Annotated in this window: 20 protein-coding genes and 1 pseudogene; 19 read left to right on the forward strand and 2 right to left on the reverse strand. The window is 59.6% G+C overall.

The window, feature by feature from the left end:
* Position 1: 1 nt before the first annotated feature.
* Entirely contained in the window at positions 2 to 1,216 is a 1,215-nt protein-coding gene (locus BN1189_RS10640; RefSeq protein ID WP_040227941.1) for a nucleotidyltransferase, read from the reverse strand.
* 152 nt (positions 1,217 to 1,368) lie between these two features.
* Here BN1189_RS10640 and BN1189_RS10645 point away from each other — a divergent pair, with 152 nt between their 5' ends.
* Together BN1189_RS10645 and rpmF (BN1189_RS10650) are read left to right on the forward strand one after the other, a co-directional pair.
* A complete protein-coding gene (locus BN1189_RS10645; RefSeq protein WP_040227943.1) occupies positions 1,369 to 1,908 on the forward strand; it encodes a YceD family protein in 540 nt (179 codons plus the stop codon).
* Between the two features lie 21 nt (positions 1,909 to 1,929).
* The gene (rpmF, locus tag BN1189_RS10650) at positions 1,930 to 2,103 is read left to right on the forward strand and encodes a 50S ribosomal protein L32 (RefSeq protein ID WP_076756599.1); all 174 of its coding nucleotides are present in this window, start codon (positions 1,930 to 1,932) and stop codon (positions 2,101 to 2,103) included.
* A 134-nt stretch (positions 2,104 to 2,237) separates the two neighbouring features.
* Here rpmF (BN1189_RS10650) and BN1189_RS10655 read toward each other — a convergent pair.
* Positions 2,238 to 2,372, reverse strand: a pseudogene (locus tag BN1189_RS10655) (nucleotidyltransferase family protein); the annotation flags it as partial.
* A gap of 152 nt (positions 2,373 to 2,524) precedes the next feature.
* On the opposite strand from BN1189_RS10655, the gene BN1189_RS10660 reads away from it, so the two are divergent.
* The 17 genes from BN1189_RS10660 (at position 2,525) to murD (ending at position 19,724) form a co-directional block, all read left to right on the forward strand.
* Positions 2,525 to 3,064, forward strand: coding sequence for a YceD family protein (locus BN1189_RS10660; protein ID WP_040227943.1), 540 nt, complete (start codon positions 2,525 to 2,527; stop codon positions 3,062 to 3,064).
* Between the two features lie 21 nt (positions 3,065 to 3,085).
* On the forward strand, positions 3,086 to 3,259 hold the full coding sequence (gene rpmF / locus BN1189_RS10665) for a 50S ribosomal protein L32 (protein WP_076756599.1): 174 nt from the start codon (positions 3,086 to 3,088) through the stop codon (positions 3,257 to 3,259).
* Positions 3,260 to 3,369: 110 nt separating this feature from the next.
* Positions 3,370 to 4,131 carry an enoyl-CoA hydratase/isomerase family protein gene (locus BN1189_RS10670; RefSeq protein WP_040227946.1) on the forward strand — a complete coding sequence of 254 codons (762 nt, stop codon included), beginning with the start codon at positions 3,370 to 3,372 and terminating at the stop codon, positions 4,129 to 4,131.
* Positions 4,132 to 4,182: 51 nt separating this feature from the next.
* The gene (locus BN1189_RS10675; protein WP_040227947.1) at positions 4,183 to 4,569 is read left to right on the forward strand and encodes a transcriptional regulator; all 387 of its coding nucleotides are present in this window, start codon (positions 4,183 to 4,185) and stop codon (positions 4,567 to 4,569) included.
* A gap of 169 nt (positions 4,570 to 4,738) precedes the next feature.
* Positions 4,739 to 6,103: an acetyl-CoA carboxylase biotin carboxylase subunit gene (locus tag BN1189_RS10680; protein WP_040227948.1), complete on the forward strand. Its 1,365-nt coding sequence runs from the start codon at positions 4,739 to 4,741 to the stop codon at positions 6,101 to 6,103.
* Positions 6,096 to 6,308 (forward strand): biotin/lipoyl-binding carrier protein, encoded by a 213-nt coding sequence (locus tag BN1189_RS10685; RefSeq protein ID WP_040227949.1) that lies wholly within the window; start codon positions 6,096 to 6,098, stop codon positions 6,306 to 6,308. Before BN1189_RS10680 ends, BN1189_RS10685 begins: the two co-directional genes overlap by 8 nt.
* A gap of 42 nt (positions 6,309 to 6,350) precedes the next feature.
* Positions 6,351 to 7,892, forward strand: a complete 1,542-nt coding sequence (locus BN1189_RS10690) for an acyl-CoA carboxylase subunit beta (protein WP_040227950.1) — start codon at positions 6,351 to 6,353, stop codon at positions 7,890 to 7,892.
* 63 nt (positions 7,893 to 7,955) lie between these two features.
* Complete coding sequence (locus BN1189_RS10695; RefSeq protein WP_040227952.1) at positions 7,956 to 8,855, forward strand: ketopantoate reductase family protein; 900 nt, start codon at positions 7,956 to 7,958, stop codon at positions 8,853 to 8,855.
* Complete coding sequence (locus tag BN1189_RS10700; RefSeq protein WP_040227953.1) at positions 8,848 to 9,240, forward strand: DUF3397 family protein; 393 nt, start codon at positions 8,848 to 8,850, stop codon at positions 9,238 to 9,240. Before BN1189_RS10695 ends, BN1189_RS10700 begins: the two co-directional genes overlap by 8 nt.
* Positions 9,241 to 9,316: 76 nt before the next feature.
* Positions 9,317 to 10,933 carry a bacillithiol biosynthesis cysteine-adding enzyme BshC gene (gene bshC, locus BN1189_RS10705; RefSeq protein WP_040227954.1) on the forward strand — a complete coding sequence of 539 codons (1,617 nt, stop codon included), beginning with the start codon at positions 9,317 to 9,319 and terminating at the stop codon, positions 10,931 to 10,933.
* Positions 10,934 to 11,274: 341 nt separating this feature from the next.
* Positions 11,275 to 11,706, forward strand: a complete 432-nt coding sequence (mraZ, locus tag BN1189_RS10710; protein ID WP_040227955.1) for a division/cell wall cluster transcriptional repressor MraZ — start codon at positions 11,275 to 11,277, stop codon at positions 11,704 to 11,706.
* Between the two features lie 24 nt (positions 11,707 to 11,730).
* On the forward strand, positions 11,731 to 12,663 hold the full coding sequence (rsmH, locus tag BN1189_RS10715; RefSeq protein ID WP_040227956.1) for a 16S rRNA (cytosine(1402)-N(4))-methyltransferase RsmH: 933 nt from the start codon (positions 11,731 to 11,733) through the stop codon (positions 12,661 to 12,663).
* 104 nt (positions 12,664 to 12,767) lie between these two features.
* On the forward strand, positions 12,768 to 13,145 hold the full coding sequence (gene ftsL, locus BN1189_RS10720; protein WP_040227957.1) for a cell division protein FtsL: 378 nt from the start codon (positions 12,768 to 12,770) through the stop codon (positions 13,143 to 13,145).
* 35 nt (positions 13,146 to 13,180) lie between these two features.
* A complete protein-coding gene (locus tag BN1189_RS10725) occupies positions 13,181 to 15,361 on the forward strand; it encodes a penicillin-binding protein (RefSeq protein ID WP_257125415.1) in 2,181 nt (726 codons plus the stop codon).
* A gap of 83 nt (positions 15,362 to 15,444) precedes the next feature.
* The gene (locus tag BN1189_RS10730) at positions 15,445 to 17,361 is read left to right on the forward strand and encodes a penicillin-binding transpeptidase domain-containing protein (RefSeq protein ID WP_040228001.1); all 1,917 of its coding nucleotides are present in this window, start codon (positions 15,445 to 15,447) and stop codon (positions 17,359 to 17,361) included.
* Positions 17,362 to 17,407: 46 nt separating this feature from the next.
* Positions 17,408 to 18,379 (forward strand): phospho-N-acetylmuramoyl-pentapeptide-transferase, encoded by a 972-nt coding sequence (mraY, locus tag BN1189_RS10735; protein ID WP_040227959.1) that lies wholly within the window; start codon positions 17,408 to 17,410, stop codon positions 18,377 to 18,379.
* Between the two features lies 1 nt (position 18,380).
* Positions 18,381 to 19,724 (forward strand): UDP-N-acetylmuramoyl-L-alanine--D-glutamate ligase, encoded by a 1,344-nt coding sequence (gene murD, locus BN1189_RS10740; RefSeq protein ID WP_040227960.1) that lies wholly within the window; start codon positions 18,381 to 18,383, stop codon positions 19,722 to 19,724.
* Positions 19,725 to 19,729: the final 5 nt, after the last annotated feature.

Raw genomic sequence — 19,729 nt, forward strand, 5'->3', positions numbered from 1 at the left:
TTCAGTCCGGCAGCAGGATCGGGGGCGTCCGGTAATCAGAACCCGGACGGTTTCCGCCGATTCCGAGCCAGTAGATGTCGGCCGCCCTGATATCGGCTTCAAGCATCGGATCGTCCGATGAGGCGGCGCGCGCAAGAAGCGGAAGGCCGAGGCTTTTCTTCCTCACACCGAGATACTGCCTGCCCGCCGGAGTCATCCCGAGCAGCCGGAGATAGCGCGGCTCGCGGTATTCATGATAGTCACTCCATGTCATCCTGCAGAGGATGTGGGTGAGGACCCGCTGGATCCGCGTCCATGTGTACCGCTTCGTCTTGACGGATTCCATGAACGAGGAAAATGACATGGCCTCCCGGGCCGCCCGGTAGATCCTGTGTTCGATTCCTTCCGCCATTTCGGCGATGCCCGCCAAATTTCCCGGGCCTTCCCGGATGATCTCGAAGCGGAGCAGCGGCCAGAACAGTTCCCAGCTGCCGAACGGATGCCCGGCCTTCCGCCAATCCTTGAACGCCTTGTCCGTGGCAGGCGGAATCGCCGCCGCAACGGCGTCCGGATTGTCTTTCCCGAGGACGGCCCGGCGGATTCCCGTGGCGCTCATGATCCCGGTCTGCGCGTCCGGCCCGGTGTCATGGTGGCCGGTGCCCGTCCGCCCGATCGTATAGGGCGTCATGCCGGCGCCGAGCTTCCTTGCCGCCTCGATGTAATGGAAGCCGAGAATGTTGTTCGGCCGGGTCAGGTCCGCGAAAGCAATGTCGTCCGGTGCTCCTTCGGCCAGTGCCGAGTAGGCGCCGCTCAGTGCGGCCGGATAGCTGGACCCCGTGCGGACGAGCCGCCTCACTTCTTCGTCGTATTGAACGCGCTTGGAACCGATGAGGCCGGCCGCCGCATCGAATGCGCCGATGTCTCCGTCCTCGGAACCGAAACAGAAGGCGTCGCACCCGGCCGCGGCCAGGATGGCGACTGCGCCGGCGGCGAAATCGGAGGCCTGGGCGGTCGCAAACCGGTACGGCAGCTCAAGCACGATGTCCGCCCCGGAACGGAGCGCCGCGTCCGCGCGCGTCCACTTGTCCATGAACGCGGGCTCCCCGCGCTGCAGGAAGTTCCCGCTCATGACGGCGATCACAACATCGGCATCCGTCACCCGCCGGGTCTCCCGGAGATGGTGGACATGGCCGTTGTGGAGCGGATTATATTCGACGATAACGCCTGCAGCTTTCAAGTGCCCCACTCCTTTGATACAATATAGAGGTATTATAACGTTCAGAACGGGAAAATCCCAGCGGCCGCGGCCGTACGGGGTGACAAGAAAATATCTTGACATCGTATTTTGGGCATTATATAATCTACTTTGTTGTCTTGAGGTGATTCCTGATGAAATGGACCATCCGACAATTGCTGAAGCACCGGCAGGGCGGGATGCACGTTGATGGCACCGCCGACCTGTCCGCCGTCAAGCAGCTGAACCCTGAAATCCGGGAGATTTCTCCCGTACGGGTAACCGGCACTTGCTCAGTCGGCTCCGGCAGCATGACTTGTCATTTCCGTCTTGAAGGGACGATGACCCTTCCTGAGTCGAGGACCTGGGAGGATATCGAGTATCCGTTTGAGATCGAGACGGACGAGCAGTTTGTCTGGGAAGGCGAGACGGATCCGTCCGATGACGCGGTCCATGAAGTGACCGGGGAAGTGGTCGATCCGACACCGGTCTTCGAGGAGCTCGTCCTTCTGGAAGTACCGATTCAGATTTTTTCTGAAGAGGCGGCCCGATCGATGGAAGGGAAAGGATGGACTTTTTCTTCCGAAGAGGAATACACCGCCAAGCGTGAAGAGGAAAAACCGAAAGTTGATCCGAGACTCGCGGGGCTGGCAGATCTCTTCGGCCAGTCCGATGATGAACCGGAAGACGAATAGAACCGTAAGGAGGTGCCCCGCATGGCAGTACCAAAAAGAAGAACATCCAAAACCGCGAAGCGCCAACGCCGCACGCACTTCAAGCTTCAAGTGCCTGGCATGGTCGCTTGCGACAACTGCGGTGAACCGAAACTCGCTCACCGCGTTTGCAAAGAATGCGGACATTACAAAGGTAAGCAAGTCGTCGGCGAATAATTTCCGACGCTGCAAAGGTGACCGGGGCCGAGTGCCTCCGGTTGCCTTTTTGCGTTTATGGGGAAATGCGGATCCGCTTTCCCGACTACACGGACGGAGGATGATGAGCGATGGCGTATCGGCTTGAACAANTCCCCGCGCTGCAGGAAGTTCCCGCTCATGACGGCGATCACAACATCGGCATCCGTCACCCGCCGGGTCTCCCGGAGATGGTGGACATGGCCGTTGTGGAGCGGATTATATTCGACGATAACGCCTGCAGCTTTCAAGTGCCCCACTCCTTTGATACAATATAGAGGTATTATAACGTTCAGAACGGGAAAATCCCAGCGGCCGCGGCCGTACGGGGTGACAAGAAAATATCTTGACATCGTATTTTGGGCATTATATAATCTACTTTGTTGTCTTGAGGTGATTCCTGATGAAATGGACCATCCGACAATTGCTGAAGCACCGGCAGGGCGGGATGCACGTTGATGGCACCGCCGACCTGTCCGCCGTCAAGCAGCTGAACCCTGAAATCCGGGAGATTTCTCCCGTACGGGTAACCGGCACTTGCTCAGTCGGCTCCGGCAGCATGACTTGTCATTTCCGTCTTGAAGGGACGATGACCCTTCCTGAGTCGAGGACCTGGGAGGATATCGAGTATCCGTTTGAGATCGAGACGGACGAGCAGTTTGTCTGGGAAGGCGAGACGGATCCGTCCGATGACGCGGTCCATGAAGTGACCGGGGAAGTGGTCGATCCGACACCGGTCTTCGAGGAGCTCGTCCTTCTGGAAGTACCGATTCAGATTTTTTCTGAAGAGGCGGCCCGATCGATGGAAGGGAAAGGATGGACTTTTTCTTCCGAAGAGGAATACACCGCCAAGCGTGAAGAGGAAAAACCGAAAGTTGATCCGAGACTCGCGGGGCTGGCAGATCTCTTCGGCCAGTCCGATGATGAACCGGAAGACGAATAGAACCGTAAGGAGGTGCCCCGCATGGCAGTACCAAAAAGAAGAACATCCAAAACCGCGAAGCGCCAACGCCGCACGCACTTCAAGCTTCAAGTGCCTGGCATGGTCGCTTGCGACAACTGCGGTGAACCGAAACTCGCTCACCGCGTTTGCAAAGAATGCGGACATTACAAAGGTAAGCAAGTCGTCGGCGAATAATTTCCGACGCTGCAAAGGTGACCGGGGCCGAGTGCCTCCGGTTGCCTTTTTGCGTTTATGGGGAAATGCGGATCCGCTTTCCCGACTACACGGACGGAGGATGATGAGCGATGGCGTATCGGCTTGAACAAAGGGGGAGCGGACTGGTCTTCACGATCGACCGGCCGGAAAAACGCAATGCGGTGAACGACGAAGTGATGGACGGACTGTCCGCGGCGATTTCAGAGGCGGAAGAAAATGATTCACTTCGCTTCTTCGCCGTCACGGGCGCGGGGGATTCCGCGTTTTGCTCGGGAGGCGACCTGTCGGAATTCCACCGGCTGAAAACGGCGGACGAGGCGGCGCCGATGCTCGGCAAGATGGCCGCCATCCTGCTGCGGATGAGCCGTCTTCCGGTTCCGGTGATTGCGCTCATCAACGGGCATGCAGTCGGCGGGGGATGTGAGATCGCGACGGCCTGCGACTACCGGCTCGTCCGGGAAGAGGCGAAATGCGGATACATACAGGGGACGCTCGCCATCACGACCGGCTGGGGCGGCGCCTCGCATCTGTTTGTGAAAACCGGCGGACATGCCCCGGCACTCAGGATGCTGACCGAAGCGAAAGTCCACACGGCCGGCGAACTCTTGTCGTCCGGCTGGGCGACCGAAACATTCGCCGGTGATCCGGCCGAGGCGCTGGACCGGTTCACGGACAGTCTTTCCCGCATCGATCCCGGGGTCATCCGGGCCTACAAGCAGGCCGCCGTCCGGAAGTCTGACGCCCTCGGCCTGGCAGAGATGATCCGGGAAGAAGTCGAAGAATGCGCCCGGCTGTGGGAAGCCGACGCCCACCACGAGGCGGTCGACCGCTTCCTGAACAAGAAATACTGAAGTCTATTTCATCCGTCCTCCGCATATAGTTTCCAAAACGGGGGTGGTAGAATGACTGGCAACACACGAAAAGACAGGTGGACATCCGAAGATGACCGAATCTTGGCTGAAACGGTCATCGGATCAGTCCGAAAAGGGGGCACCCAGCTGGACGCGTTCGCAGAAGCCGCCGAAAAGCTCGGCCGCACGAAGCAGGCCTGCGGCTTCCGCTGGAACAAAAATCTCCGGAGGTTTTACGAAGGGGAACTCGAAGCGGCGAGGAAGAAACCGGAACATCACCTGAAATCCCATCTCAAGCAGGCGATGACCGGCTTCGATGAACTGTCCCAGTCCTATCTGGCCTTGAAGAAAGAGCATGAACTGCTTGCCCGCGAACACCATCGGCTGCTCGCCTGGCTTTCCAAAGGCGTCAGCTTTATCGAGAAGAAAGGGCAATGACCGGCCGTGGCCAGAACTCCGGGACCAACAAAAAAGAACAATGACGGACGGCAGGAAGAAGCGGATTCCTGCCGTTTTTTCTGTCCGGGTACTTGAAAACGGTTTCACTCTTCATATAGACTAAGAGGGAAAGGGGTTTACTATAGTTTGTTACACGGAGGGGAACCGCATGGAGAAGATATTGATCGCAAATCGCGGCGAAATCGCATCCCGGATCATCCGGACGTGCAAGCGGCTCGGCATCCGGACGATCGCCGTCCATTCTGAGGCGGACGCCGGCATGCCGTTTACAAAAGAGGCGGACGAGGCATTTCTGATCGGTCCCGGACCGGTTCCGCAGTCTTACCTGAAAGGCGACGACATCATCGCCCTGGCAGTGAAGGAAGGGGCGGATGCCATCCACCCGGGCTACGGGCTGCTGTCCGAAAACGCGGACTTCGCGCGCAAGGCGTCGGAGGCCGGGCTCATCTTCATCGGGCCGAATCCGGATGTGATCGAGAAGATGGGGGACAAGATCGCATCCAGGAAGACGATGATCGAAGCCGGTGTTCCGGTCGTTCCGGGAACAGACGCTGGCGTCGCCACGCTGGGGGAAGCGTTGGAGGCGGCAGAGAAAATCGGCTATCCGGTCATGATGAAGGCGAGCGCAGGCGGAGGCGGAATCGGCATGATCCGCTGTGAAAATGAGCAAGCGCTCACTCGGAATTTCGAGTCGGTCAAGAAGCGGGCGATGTCCTACTTCGGCGACGACCGGGTGTTCCTTGAAAAGTTCATCGACAACGCCCGCCATATCGAAGTCCAGATCTTCGGTGACGAAGAGGGCGAAGTCGTGCATCTGTTCGAGCGCAACTGCTCGGTCCAGCGCCGGAACCAGAAAGTGATCGAGGAATCTCCGTCTCCTTGCTTCCCGGAAGAAACACGCCGCAGAATGCTCGCGGCCGCCGTGGAGGCCGGAAAGGCGGTCGGTTACACGAACGCCGGAACCGTCGAGTTCATCGTCGGGCCGGACAACGAGTTTTATTTCCTCGAAATGAACACCCGACTGCAGGTCGAGCATCCGGTGACGGAGGAAGTGACGGGGCAGGATCTCGTCGAATGGCAGATCCGGATTGCGTCCGGCGGGTCGCTTCCGGTTGCGGATCAGGATGAGATCAAATCATCCGGCCATGCGATCGAGTACCGGGTATACGCGGAGGATCCGGAGCGGTTCCTGCCGTCCCCGGGGAAGATCGATTCGTTGCAGCTCCCGGAAGGCGAAGGCGTCCGGGTCGATTCCGGCTACGATGGCGGCAACACCGTCACGCCGTTCTATGATCCGATGATCGCCAAGGTGATCATTTCCGGACAAGACCGCGATGAAGCCATCCGGCGCTCGGAGGAATTCTTCTCCAAGGCGGAAGTGGACGGGGTCAAGACGAACCTGCCGCTGTTCGCCGGTTTCACCAAGTCGGAGCTGTTCACGGCCGGCGACTATTCTACAAACGTGCTGGACAAATGGAAGCAAAGCCAGAAGGAGGAAATCACCAATGAATGAACTCAAATCAACGATGGCCGGAACGGTCTTCACAGTCGATGTCAATGCAGGGGACGAAGTGACGGCGGGCCAGACGGTCGTCGTTCTCGAGTCGATGAAGATGGAAATCCCGGTTGAAGCCGAAAAAGGCGGCAAAGTGAAAGAGGTCCTCGTCAACGTCGGCGACTTCGTCAACGAAGGCGATACGGTCCTGACTTTCGAGTAAGCTCGGACAACTGATGTTCAAACGGACAGGGAGGGGATTGGAATGACGGTAAAACCGACCGGCGACAGCCGGCTGGAAGAAAAGCTCCAGCAGATTTTTGCAGGGGGCCAGCCGAAGTACCATGAGAAACTGAAAGAGCAGAACAAGATGTTCGTGCGCGATCGTCTGGCGCTCTTGTTTGATGACGGGGAATATACGGAAGATGCCCGGTTCGCCAATGTGGAGGCGGGGGACCTTCCGGCGGACGGCGTCGTCACGGCGACGGGCAAGGTCGGGGGCCGGACCGTCTGCGTGATGGCCAACGATTCGACCGTGAAGGCGGGTTCGTGGGGAGCCCGGACGGTCGAGAAGATCATCCGCATCCAGGAGACGGCGGAGCAGCTGCGGGTTCCGCTTCTGTACCTCGTCGACTCCGCGGGTGCCCGGATCACCGACCAGCTGGACATGTTCCCGAACCGCCGCGGAGCGGGCCGGATCTTCCACAACCAGGTGCGCATGTCCGGTGTCATTCCGCAGATCTGCCTGCTGTTCGGGCCGTCCGCTGCGGGCGGTGCGTACATCCCGGCTTTCTGCGACATCGTGATCATGGTCGACGGCAATGCTTCGATGTACCTCGGCTCGCCTCGGATGGCCGCGGAAGTCATCGGGGAGAAAGTCTCCCTTGAGGAAATGGGCGGCGCCCGCATGCACTGCACGGTCTCCGGCTGCGGAGATCTGCTGGCGGCAGACGAAAAGGAAGCGATCGAAGCGGCGAAGAAGTACCTGGAATACTTCCCTCAGAACTTTGAGGAAAAACCGGCCATGGCCGAAGCGGCGGCTCCGAAGGAAGGGCGTCCGCTCGCCGAAATCGTTCCTGAGAACCAGAACGCCCCGTTCAATATGCACGAGGCGATCGACAGCCTGATCGATGAAGGGTCTTTCTTCGAGATCAAGAAGCTGTTCGCACCTGAACTCATCACGGGCCTCGCACGCATCAAGGGACGCACGGTCGGCATCATCGCCAACCAGCCGAAGGCGAAAGGGGGCGTCCTGTTCGTGGATTCCGCGGACAAGGGGGCGAAGTTCATCTCGCTCTGCGACGCCTTCTCGATCCCGCTCCTGTTCCTCGCAGACGTACCGGGCTTCATGATCGGCACGAAAGTGGAACGCGCCGGCATCATCCGGCACGGGGCGAAGCTGATCTCCGCGATGAGCTCCGCGACGGTCCCGAAAATTTCGGTCATCGTCCGCAAGGCGTACGGCGCCGGTCTCTATGCCATGGCCGGCCCGGCATTCGAACCGGATGCCTGCATTGCGCTCCCGTCTGCACAAATCGCCGTCATGGGACCTGAAGCCGCGGTCAATGCCGTCTACTCCAACCGTATCCAGGCAATCGAAGACCCGAAAGAGCGCATTGCCTTCATCCAGGAAAAGCGCCAGGAGTACAAAGAACAGATCGACATCTACAAGCTGGCGTCCGAAATGATCATCGATGACATCGTGGCGCCGGAAAGCCTGCGCGATGTGCTCGCCGAACGGTTCGAGATCTACTCGACGAAAGAAAAGGCCGCACCTCTTCGCAAGCACCCGGTCAATCCGGTATAATCATAGCAACAGGCCCGCCGTGCAGGCGGGCTTTTTAAATACGGAAAAGGGGTGTCCGGAACAGTGAAATTGAATATCGCGGGCGCAGGCGCGGTCGGCCTGTTGCTCGCATCGGGATTTGCCCGGGCGGGGTTTTCCGTCCGGCTGCTTGTCCGTTCCTCCCGTCAGGCCGCACTTCTTCGGAGTGAAGGGGTCTGTCTGGAAGAAGGCGACGGACGGCATACTTTCCGCGTGGACGCCTCAGCCGATCCTGCGGAGTGGGAAGACGGCGTTCTGACCATACCTGCGATGAAATCATATGACCTTGAGGGGTTCCTGGATTCCGCTTTGCGCTTCATCCCGGACTCGCCGCTCCTGTTCGTCCAGAACGGAGTCGCCCACCTCGGCCTGGCCGATTCCCTCCGGAGCCCGGCCATTGCGTTTGCAACGGTTGAGCACGGAGCGCTCAAGAGGGACGGCCGGACCGTCCGGCACACCGGAACGGGGCCGCTGAGCCTGGCTCCCGCGAAAGGGAATGCCGGCCTGTTCACCCCTCTGCTTTCTGCGGATTCCCCTGATTTCCCCGTCCGCCTGTCGGAAGATCCCGGAGAGCTCCTTTACCGGAAAGCGTTGAAAAACGCCGTCATCAACCCGGTCACGGCCGTCACAGGCGCAAGGAACGGGGAGCTGGCATCGGATCCGCCGCTGCGCCGGCTTGCCGGCATGATCCACGGGGAGCTGGCCGCGGCTTTCCCGGACACTGCGGCTGAAGTGCCGCTTGAGGCTGTGCTGGAGCTATGCAGGAAGACGGCGGACAATGAATCGTCCATGCTTGCGGACTTGAACGCCGGAAGAAAGACGGAGGCGGACGCCATACTCGGCGGGCTCATCCGTGAGGCGGACCGGCGGGGCAGCCGGCTGCCGCTCCTGTCGGGACTTTCCGAGATGATCGCCTTCCTGGAACGGAGGGGCTCGGATGGGTGAATGGATCTATGCGATTGCCGGTTTCCTGCTCGCCTTTCCCCCGGTCGTGTTCATGGTCCTGTTCACCGTCTTCACGAGGCTGTTCAAAGACCCGGCCAAGGGGCTGAGCCGGGCGGCGGATGTGACGACGGTCTTCCTCGTCCCTGCGGTTCCGATCACATTCCGGGCCTTCACGGGAATCCATATCGGGTTCCCCGCCGCGATGGCGGTAACGTTCCTCGCGCTCTGGATGACCTGGAGGGAACGGCTGGTCCGGCGGGAGCTGGAGATCCTGCCGCTTCTCCGGAGAATCTGGCGGGCTCTCTTTCTCATATCCGCGGCCTTGTACACACTTCTTTTCATCGCGGGGACGGTTGCAATGATCTGGGAATACACGCGCCCATGAGCGGAATTTTTCAGTTCGGGCACCGCATGATGATATAATCGGTGACGATGATTAATCTGAAAATGGGGTCTGTATCATGGAATTCGAATGTCTCGACATCCCGCCGGCCAGTCCGGTCATGGCGGCATACAAGGACGACGAGCAGTTCATCAATACATATTTTGACTACAAGCCGGATGACACCGGCTACCGGGAGCGGCTTTCGGAGCTGGACGGCCGGGAATTCGACCGGGACGGGCTATGCAACGCCGTGCGCGCCTTCATGGAGCCGCTCGGGATCTCGGAACGGACCGCCGTCCATCTGGAAGAGCTCCGGAGCGGCGCGCCGGTCGTCATCGGCGGGCAGCAGGCAGGCATCCTGACCGGACCGCTCTACTCGGTGAACAAGGCGCTCTCCGTCATCCTCGAGGCGAAGCGGCTCAGAGAAGCGCTTGGCAGACCGGTCGTTCCGGTGTTCTGGATTGCGGGAGAGGACCACGACCTGGCGGAGATCAATCACGTGAACGTCATCAGCGGATGCCGGACCGAAAAGAAACAATTCCCGATGGTTCCCGGGCTGAAGACAACAGCGTCCGCCACCCGGTTCGACAAGGACCTGATGTCCGGCTTTATCCGGGAAGTTTTCCGGAGCTACGGAGAGACCGCCCATACGGCTGGACTGCTTCAGACCGCCGAGGAATGCCTGGAGGGCAATGAAACCTTCACGGCCTTTTTCGCGGCGCTCATCAATCGCCTGCTAGGTGAAGAGGGGCTTCTCTTGATGGACGCGGCCGACCCGGCCATCCGACAACTTGAAAGGAACCACTTTGCCGCCATGATCCGCCGGTCCGAAGAGATCGCGCAAGGAACGGCGGAAACGGAACAGCGCTTCTCGGAAGACGGCTTCGGCCGTCCCGTCGGCGCAGAGCCGGATGCGGCCAACCTGTTTTATGTCGAGGACGGCGAGCGCTTCCTGCTCAGCCGGAAAGACGGCCGGTTCGTCAATGAACAGGCGGGAATCTCCTTCACCGAACGGGAACTTCTCGATATTGCCGAGTCGGAGCCCGAACGGCTGAGCAACAATGTCGTCACCCGTCCCGTCATGCAGGATCTGGTGTTTCCGGTGCTCGGATTTGTCGGCGGTCCCGGCGAAATCGCCTACTGGGCGCTTCTCCGTCCGGCTTTCCGTGCGCTCGGCATCAATATGCCCGTCGTCATTCCGCGCTCGTCGTTCACATTCGTCACAAGGCGGGCGGCAGGCCTGCTCGGCGAGACGGGGCTGGACGCCCGTGCAGTCCTCGGCGGAGCCGCCGCTTCAAAACGGGAAGAGCTTCTTGCCCGGATCCACGATCACGGAGCGGAAGAGGAGATCGACCGCCTGGAGGCACAGTTGGCCGAAGGGTATGCTGGGCTCGCCGGCAAGCTTGAAGGGAAGGGCCGCGGACTTCCGGCGCTCGCCGGGCTGAATCTGGAGTACCATAGCCGTCAGTTCGATTGGCTGAAAGACCGCATCCGCGAGTCGGTCATGCTCGAACACGAAACCGCCCTGTCCCGGTTCGACCTGCTTGAAGCCGAGCTCCTGCCCGAAGGCGGGTTCCAGGAAAGGAAATACACGCCGTTCCAGTTCATGAATGAATACGGCCCCGGCCTGTTCCGCGATCTGCTCCGGGCAGCTCCGGACCGGGCGGGCATCCATCTGCTCGTCCGTATCTAATTTCAGAAACCGACTGTCCGATTTTGGGATGGCCGGTTTTTTGTTGTGGAAGAGTGTGCCTGCCGGACGCAACTCTTCCACTTCGCGCTGCAACTCTTCCATCTCCGGCCGCAACTCTTCCATCTCGGGGCCCAACTCTTCCATCTCGCGAAAAGGCCGGGGACAAGCGGGAGTGGGGAGCGGGGGCCCGGCGAAGGCGAATTCCATCGGAACGGGGCGGATTGTCTCAAAAGCCGTCGTGACGCGGTGTGTTTATTGAGACGGGGCAAAAAGATTTCAAAAACGGGTGGAGGAAAGTGGGGGGATGTGGTACATTAGTTTTACGATGTGGGGTGAATCGCATGTTCATGGGTGAATACCAGCATACGGTTGATTCAAAAGGCCGCATCATCATCCCGGCCAAGTTCAGAGACCATTTGGAGGGCGGCTTCGTCGTCACCCGCGGACTGGACCAGTGCCTGTTTGCCTATCCCATGGACGAGTGGAAGCGGCTCGAGGAAAAACTGAAAGCCCTTCCCGTCACCAAGAAGGATGCCCGTGCATTCACCCGGTTTTTCTTCTCGGGGGCCACGGAAGTGGAGCTTGACAAGCAGGGGCGCGTCAATATACCTGCGGGTCTGCTCGGCTACGCCGGGCTGGAGAAGGATTGCATCGTCCTCGGCGTCTCGAGCCGGATGGAAATCTGGTCAAAGGCGGCTTGGGAAGAATATTTTGTGGAATCTGAGGAATCGTTCAACGAAATCGCGGAAAACATGATTGACTTTGATATTTAGCCATGGAGAAAAGAGGGGACGGGCTTGTTCGATCACGTGACCGTAATGCTGAAAGAGACCGTTGACGGGCTGAATGTCCGGCCGGACGGCATCTATGTGGACTGCACGCTCGGCGGCGGCGGCCACAGTGAATATCTTGCAGGACAGCTCGGGGAAGGCGGCAGGCTCATCTGCTTCGACCAGGACCCGGAAGCCATCCGGCACGCAGAAGGACGGCTCGCCCCTCATCTGGACAAAATCACGTTCGTGCGGGAGAACTTCCGTTATCTGAAACAGGAACTCCACGCACTCGGCATCACGGGAATCGACGGGATCCTCTACGATCTCGGCGTCTCGTCACCGCAGTTCGATACGCCGGAGCGCGGATTCAGCTACCGGTTCGATGCGCCGCTCGACATGCGGATGGATACGGACGCGGAACTGACGGCGCGCGAAGTCATCAACGAATGGCCGTACGAAGACCTGGTCAGAATCTTTTTCCGCTACGGCGAGGAGAAATTCTCCAAGCAAGTCGCACGCAAGATTGAAACGGCCCGGAAAGACCGGCCGATCGAGACGACTTTCGAACTCGTCGAGCTGATCAAGGCCGGCATCCCGGCGGCGGCGCGGAGAACCGGCGGCCATCCGGCCAAACGGATCTTCCAGGCCATCCGCATCGCGGTGAACGACGAACTCGGAGCTGCCGAGGACTCGATCTCCGACGCAATCGGCCTTCTGAATCCCGGCGGACGGATCAGCGTCATCACGTTCCATTCGCTCGAGGACCGGCTCGTCAAGACGATGTTCAAGGAAGCCTCGTCGCTTCCGGACCTTCCGCCGAACCTCCCGGTCATCCCGGAAGGCATGGAGCCGGAACTCAAGCTCATCACCCGGAAACCGATCCTCCCGTCAGAAGAAGAACTTGCCGTCAACAAACGCTCCCACTCCGCCAAACTCCGCATCGCCGAAAAGAAATAAGACGGCATGCCGGACAGGGAGTCCGGGCGATCCATCACAGCAGACAAAGAAAAAGACATAAAATGAGAATGTAACCATCCAAAAAAGCAAGGGGGACCAGACGAATGGGGCTTGAAGCACGCAAGTTTGATTATGCATACATACAGGAACCCGAGATCCCGAGACTTCCGGAATCAGAGCCGGACGTCCAACCCTCCAGAAGAAGAAAGATCTTCACGAAAGGCGAAAAGATTCTGTTCATCATCTTCGCCGCGGGCATTGCCATGTTTGCTGTTTTCCTGCTGCAGGCCCAGTCGTCGGTCAACGCGACGAACAAGGAAATCCAGCTCATCCAACAGGATATCGCGGAAACGTCCAAACAAAATACGGATTTGTCCATTCAAGTGAGAGAGAAATCGACCTACGAGCGGATCTGGGGCAAGGCGCAGGAGCTTGGTTTGACTCTCAATGAAAAAAATGTGAAGGTCGTGCCTGGGCAATGAAGAGAAGATTTCGTTTCCAATGGGGAGCCTTCCTGATGTTTTGTGTCTATGGAGGGCTCTTTTTTCTATTATTCGCACGTTTTCTGTTTATCCAGATCACCGGTGAAGTGGAAGGCCGGCCGCTTGCCGCGATGGCGCAGGCGAAATATGAACGCCAGAACGTGCTGAGCGCTGACCGGGGCCAGATCCTTGACCGCGACGGCGAAGCGATCGCGGAGGATACGCTCAGCTACAAGCTCGTCGCGGTCCTGAGCAAGAAGGCGAGCGACGGCGTCAAAGACAAGAAGAAGATGCGCCATGTCGTGGACCGGGACAAAACGGCCAGGGAACTCGCGGAGTATATCGACATGCCGGAACAGGAAATCCGGGAACTGCTGGACCGTCAGGACGACCCGGACGTCTATCAGGTCGAATTCGGATCTGCCGGGAGGAACCTGAGCCATGACACGATGAGAAAGATCCAGGAGCTCGAACTTCCGGGCATCCAGTTCATCAAGGACAAAAAACGGTTTTATCCGAACGGCATGTTCGCCTCCCATCTGATCGGTTTTGCCCAGAAGGAGAAGCAGGATGACGGCTCGACGAAGACAGTCGGCCAGATGGGGCTCGAGAAGACGTTCGATGATCTGCTCACCGGCAAGGACGGAAAGATGCAGTATGAGAGCGACACTTGGGGATTCCTTCTCCCGGGCTCGGAAGAAAAAGTGACGCCGGCCGTCAATGGATCGAACATCCGGCTGACGCTCGACAAGACGATCCAGAATTTCGTCGAGGACGCGATGAACCGCGTTCAGGCCGAGTACTCTCCGGAGCGGATGTCGGTCGTCGTCGCGGATCCGAAAACAGGTGAAATCCTCGCCATGAGCCAGCGTCCGTCGTTCAACCCGGAGACGAGGGAAGGGCTGTCTTCCAACTGGCTGAACGAGGCGGTCCAGTATACGATCGAGCCGGGCTCGACTATGAAGATCTTCACGCTCGCCTCGGCGATCGAAGAGGGGGCCTGGGCACCGAACGACTTCTACAAGTCAGGCAGCTATACGCTCTACGGCACGACGATCAATGACCACAAGAAAGCCGGCTGGGGCTACATCAGCTTCCTCGAGGGCTTCCAGCGCTCGTCCAACGTCTCGATGGCCTATCTGCTCGAAAAGATGGGCGGCGAAGCGTTCATCGGCCATCTGAAAGACTTCGGGTTCGGTCAGCCGACCGGCATCGATCTTCCGGGAGAAGCGCCGGGCATCGTCAATGACATCGGTCCGATCGAACGGCTCACGACTTCCTACGGGCAAGGTTCCACCGTCACGCCGATCCAGATGGTGCAGGCCGCCACGGCGATCGCCAACGGGGGAACGATGATGAAACCGTACGTCATCGATGAAATCAAAGACCCGAACACCGGCAAAGTGCTGCGTGAAGGAGAACCGGAGGAGAAAGGAAACCCGATCTCCCCCGAAACGGCGAGGACGGTGCTGGAAGTGATGGAATCGACCGTCACATCCGAACACGGGACCGGCCGTCCGTTCGAGCTGGGTGATTATTCCGTCGCCGGGAAGACGGCGACGGCCCAGATCCCGAACGGCAGAGGAGGGTTCCTCCACGGGACGAACAACCTGCTGTATGGCTTCCTCGGCATGGCGCCGGCAGATGATCCGCAGTTGATCGTCTATGTGAATGTCCACCGGCCGAAGATCCCGGCCGGCGAGTACGGCGCGATCCCGGTGTCCAAGATTTTCAAGCCGGTCATGGAGAACAGCCTGAAGCACCTCAATATCAAGCCGGATGAAGAACACGAAACCGCACAGCCGGTCAAGCTCTCCGATTTCGGAGGGAAGGCCGCCGGATCCGTTGCGGGAGAACTGGAAGCCGAAGGAATCGCCGTTGCGGTCATCGGAGACGGCAATGAAGTGCTCGGCCAGTTTCCGGAAGCGGGGGCGTCGGTCCTTCCCGGCGGCACGGTCATCCTGAAGACGGACGGACAGGCTGCACTGCCGGACTTCACCGGCTGGTCGAAGCGGTCGGTGCTCGCATTCGCCTCGCTGTCCGGATTGACAATCGAAATCCACGGCGAAGGCTTTGCCGTTTCCCAGAGCGCGTCACCGGGTTCCGCACCGGACGAGGGCTCGCCGGTAGTCGTCAAGTTTGAAAGCCCGGAACAGCAGCAGCAGGCTCCATCCGATGAAGACGCGGAGCCGGAGGACGAGTACCCGCTTGACTGACCCCGAATAGCGCCCGCCCGGGACTCATACGCTGAAAGAAAAACACAAGGTGGGAAATTGTGCGCCGCTTCATCGAAACCCGGATGAGGAAAAGGCTCCGGCTGGCCTTCCTCATCCTCGCCGCGCTGTTCGCCGCACTCGTCTTGAAAGTTTTTCAGGTGCAGATCATCCGCAATCCGGAACTCACCGGGAAGGCGATGGAGAACTGGGACCGGGAGCTGCCGTTCGCCGGCGTGCGCGGGGAGATCAAAGACCGCCACGGCAAGAAGATCATCGGCAACCGGGTCGCGCCGACCCTGTATTTCATGCCTTCACAGAACCGGGACATCCCGGCGGCGGCTTCACGGCTCGCGCCGATGATCGGGGCGGACAAGGACCGCCTGGAGGAATTGATGTCAAAACGGGCGTCGATCGTCAAACTCGCCCCCGAAGGAAAGAACATCCCGTATGAAACGGCGGTCGAAATCGGCAGGCTCGGCATTCCCGGCCTTTACACCGGCGTCGATTATATCCGTGATTATCCATACGGGGAGATGCTGTCGAGGCTCGTCGGCTTCACAGGCTACGACAACCAGGGCCTGGCCGGGATCGAATATGAATATGACCGCTTCCTGTCCGGCTCCGGCGAGAAGATCCGGATGTATACGGATGCACGGGGGAACCCGCTTCCGCACGTCGGCGACGGCTGGATCGGCGGGAAGGCGGGCGCCGATGTCGAACTGACGATTGATCTGCGCATCCAGGAGATCGTGGAGCGGGAACTGAGCCAGGCAATGATGAAGTACGAGGCCGACCAGGCGCTCGCCATCGTGATGGTTCCGGACACCGGGGAAATATTGGCGCTCGCTTCAGCCCCCAATTTTGACCCATCCGACTATGCATCTGCCGATCCATCGATTTATAATAGGAACTTGCCGGTATGGATGACGTTTGAGCCGGGCTCCACGTTCAAGATCATCACATTGGCGTCGGCGCTCGAGGAAGGGGTCGTGGACCTCCATGACGATTCTTTCTTCGATCCGGGGCATACGACGGTCGGCGGGGCCCGGCTGCGCTGCTGGAAACGTGAAGGCCACGGATCCCAGACATTCCTCGAAGTCGTCGAGAATTCCTGCAACCCGGGGTTCATCGAGCTCGGACGGCGCGTCGGCCCCGAGAAGCTCACATCCTATATCCGTGAATTCGGCTTCGGAGCGACGACCGGAAGCGGCATTGCGGGGGAGGCGTCGGGGATTCTGTTTTCCCCTGAAGCCTACGGGCCCGTCGAGCATGCAACGACCTCGTTCGGACAGGGGATCTCCGTGACGCCGATCCAGCAGGCCCAGGCCGTTGCGGCGGCGGTGAACGGCGGCCGGCTCATGCAGCCTTACATCGTCAAGCGCATCCTGGATCCGGAAACCGGGAAAGAGATCGAGCGCAATGAACCGGTCGAAAAGCGCCGCGTGATCAGCGAGGAGACTTCCAAGCAGGTCCGGGAAGCGCTTGAGTCCGTCGTCGCCAACGGTTCGGGGCGCAACGCGTTCACGGACGGGCTGAGGGTCGGCGGGAAGACCGGGACCGCCCAGAAAGTCGAGGACGGCCGCTATAAGGACGGTGACTATATCGTCTCTTTCATAGGCTTCGCGCCGGCGGACGATCCGGACATCCTCGTGTATGTCGCGGTGGACGGACCGAAAAATGAAGTCCAGTTCGGCGGGGTCATTTCTGCGCCGATGGTCGGCCGGATCATCTCGGACATCGCCCCGCTGCGGAACATCAAGCCGAGGGATGGACAGCTCGAGCGGGAATACCGCTGGGGAGACCCGGTCCAGATCCGGGTACCCGACCTGACCGGCAAGGAACGCGATGAGCTCATGCAGATGTTCCATACGATCAAGATCGAATGGAACGGCCCTGCCGAAGGCCGGGTGATCCGGCAGCTTCCGGCACCCGGTTCCCTGATGGAAGAGTCGGGCACGATCCATCTTTATGCCGGCCCTGCCAATAAGAAAAATGAATGATTGATATGCCTTCTGACGGGCATTCGTTTCAAAGGAGATTTCTATCATGACACTCGCCACAACGATCACGATCATCGCAGTCGCGTTCATCTTGACCGCGCTGCTCGCTTTTCCGCTCATTCCGATGCTCCGCCGTCTGAAATTCGGGCAGAGCATCCGGGAGGAAGGGCCGAAAGCCCACCTGAAGAAGGCAGGAACCCCGACGATGGGCGGCCTGATCTTCATCGCGGCCATCATCGTGACTTCGCTGATTCTCGGCTTTGCTTACCGCCTGCTGACCACGCAGACGATCGTCCTGCTCATCGTCCTTGCCGGGTTCGGCCTGATCGGCTTCCTCGACGACTTTATCAAGGTCGTCCTGAAGCGCAATCTCGGCCTGACTTCCCTGCAGAAGCTGATCGGCCAGATCGCCATCGCGGTCGTTTCCTATCTGTTGCTGAGGCTCGGACCTTTCGAGACGACCATCGGCCTGCCGTTCACGTCCTTTGAGATCGACCTGGGAGCGTTTTACGTCCTGTTCCTGATCTTCTGGCTTGTCGGCTTTTCCAACGCCGTGAACCTGACCGACGGACTGGACGGCCTCGTCGCGGGGACATCCTCCATCGCCTTCGCCGCGTTCGGCGTGCTCGGTCTCGTGTACGGGCAGGAAGACCTGGCGCTCGTCGCCTTCACGATCACCGGGGCATTGCTCGGATTCCTCATGTTCAATGCCAATCCTGCGAAGATCTTCATGGGCGATACGGGTTCGCTCGCCCTCGGCGGCGCACTCGCCATGTTGTCGGTCCTGATGAAGCAGGAGCTGCTTCTTCTCGTCATCGGCATCATCTTCGTGATCGAGACGCTGTCTGTGATCTTGCAGGTCGCTTCCTTCAAGACGACGGGCAAGCGGATTTTCAAAATGAGTCCGATCCATCACCACTTTGAGCTTTCCGGTTGGTCCGAATGGAAAGTCGTCATCGTGTTCTGGTCCGCCGCGCTCGCCGCTGCGCTGATTTCCGTCCTGCCGGAGGTGCTCTAAGATGAAAAAAACCGAAATGTTCAAAGGGAAGCGGGTGCTCGTGCTCGGACTCGCAAAAAGCGGCTCGGCGGCGGCTCGCCTCCTCTTCTCGCTCGGTGCCGAAGTGACCGTCAATGACGCCAGGAATGAAGATCCGGAAGAGGCTCCGCTCCGCGGGCTCGGGGTCGAGGTCATCCTCGGCAGTCATCCGGATGATCTTCTCGGCAGAGGATTCGACTATGTCTTCAAAAATCCCGGCATCCGGTATGACCATCCGGTCGTCTCCCGGGCGATCAGCGCCGGGATTCCGGTATGGACCGAAGTGGAACTTGCCTGGCTCGTCAGCGAGGCGCCGTTCATCGGCATCACCGGTTCGAACGGCAAGACGACGACCACGACGCTCCTGCACCACATGCTGCACATGGGCGGGAAAAATCCGCTCATCGCAGGAAACATCGGCACGCCCGCCTGCACGGTTGCGGCGGAGGCCGCGCCCGACCAGCCGGTCGTCATCGAACTGTCTTCTTTCCAGCTCATGGGCACGGAAGCATTCCGGCCGAAAATCGCCATCTGGACGAATCTGTATGAAGCCCACATCGATTACCACGGGACGATGGAGGAGTACGGAGAGGCGAAGTTCCGCATTACGAAAAACCAGGGTCCCGATGATTTCTTCATCTACAATGCGGACCAGGAAGCGGTCAGCCGCTTTGCGGAGCGTTCCGTTGCAAAGAAAGTCCCGTTCACGCTCGCCGGCCGCTCGGAACAGGGGATCAGTGCCGACGGGGAAGCCGTCTACTGGCTCGGGGAGAGGCTGTTCGGGCGGGATGAAATTGTCCTGCCCGGCCGCCATAACCTGGAAAATGCCCTCGCCGCCACTGCCGCCGCGATTCTCTCCGGCTGCCCCGTCGAAGCGATCCGGGACGTGCTGTCTTCGTTCGCCGGGGTCCGCCACCGGACCCAGTTCGTGAGGGAATGGCAAAAACGCCGGTTCTTCAATGATTCGAAAGCGACGAACACACTCGCCACAAAAAGTGCGCTGGAGGCGTTCCCGGGTCCGATTTGCCTGCTTGCGGGAGGGCTTGACCGCGGGCACTCGTTCGAAGAGCTCCGGCCGTTCATGGGCCGGGTCTCCTCGGCGGTCTTCTTCGGAGAAACGGCCCGCCGCTTCGGGGAATTCGCCCGTTCCTGCGGCGTCGCGGATATCCATGATGCGGGGACGATCGAGGACGCCGTCCGGATCGCGTCGGAGGTGTCTGCGGAAGGGGACACCGTCCTGCTGTCCCCGGCCTGCGCCAGCTGGGACCAATACCCGAGCTTTGAAGTGCGGGGCGACCGATTCATCGAGGCTGTCCGGAAACTGTAAACGCG

This window comes from Bhargavaea cecembensis (assembly GCF_000826125.2).
Classification (GTDB): domain Bacteria; phylum Bacillota; class Bacilli; order Bacillales_A; family Planococcaceae; genus Bhargavaea; species Bhargavaea cecembensis_B.

Excerpts from the sequence above, each read along its gene's own strand:
- rpmF (WP_076756599.1), top strand. The coding sequence starts at position 1,930 with ATGGCAGTACCAAAAAGAAGAACATCCAAAACCGCGAAGCGCCAACGC.
- bshC (WP_040227954.1), top strand. The coding sequence starts at position 9,317 with ATGGAATTCGAATGTCTCGACATCCCGCCGGCCAGTCCGGTCATGGCG.
- BN1189_RS10670 (WP_040227946.1), top strand. The coding sequence starts at position 3,370 with ATGGCGTATCGGCTTGAACAAAGGGGGAGCGGACTGGTCTTCACGATC.
- BN1189_RS10700 (WP_040227953.1), top strand. The coding sequence starts at position 8,848 with ATGGGTGAATGGATCTATGCGATTGCCGGTTTCCTGCTCGCCTTTCCC.
- mraY (WP_040227959.1), top strand. The coding sequence starts at position 17,408 with ATGACACTCGCCACAACGATCACGATCATCGCAGTCGCGTTCATCTTG.
- BN1189_RS10675 (WP_040227947.1), top strand. The coding sequence starts at position 4,183 with ATGACTGGCAACACACGAAAAGACAGGTGGACATCCGAAGATGACCGA.
- ftsL (WP_040227957.1), top strand. The coding sequence starts at position 12,768 with ATGGGGCTTGAAGCACGCAAGTTTGATTATGCATACATACAGGAACCC.
- BN1189_RS10680 (WP_040227948.1), top strand. The coding sequence starts at position 4,739 with ATGGAGAAGATATTGATCGCAAATCGCGGCGAAATCGCATCCCGGATC.
- rpmF (WP_076756599.1), top strand. The coding sequence starts at position 3,086 with ATGGCAGTACCAAAAAGAAGAACATCCAAAACCGCGAAGCGCCAACGC.
- BN1189_RS10730 (WP_040228001.1), top strand. The coding sequence starts at position 15,445 with ATGAGGAAAAGGCTCCGGCTGGCCTTCCTCATCCTCGCCGCGCTGTTC.
- BN1189_RS10725 (WP_257125415.1), top strand. The coding sequence starts at position 13,181 with ATGTTTTGTGTCTATGGAGGGCTCTTTTTTCTATTATTCGCACGTTTT.
- murD (WP_040227960.1), top strand. The coding sequence starts at position 18,381 with ATGAAAAAAACCGAAATGTTCAAAGGGAAGCGGGTGCTCGTGCTCGGA.
- BN1189_RS10685 (WP_040227949.1), top strand. The coding sequence starts at position 6,096 with ATGAATGAACTCAAATCAACGATGGCCGGAACGGTCTTCACAGTCGAT.
- BN1189_RS10690 (WP_040227950.1), top strand. The coding sequence starts at position 6,351 with ATGACGGTAAAACCGACCGGCGACAGCCGGCTGGAAGAAAAGCTCCAG.
- mraZ (WP_040227955.1), top strand. The coding sequence starts at position 11,275 with ATGTTCATGGGTGAATACCAGCATACGGTTGATTCAAAAGGCCGCATC.
- BN1189_RS10660 (WP_040227943.1), top strand. The coding sequence starts at position 2,525 with ATGAAATGGACCATCCGACAATTGCTGAAGCACCGGCAGGGCGGGATG.
- BN1189_RS10645 (WP_040227943.1), top strand. The coding sequence starts at position 1,369 with ATGAAATGGACCATCCGACAATTGCTGAAGCACCGGCAGGGCGGGATG.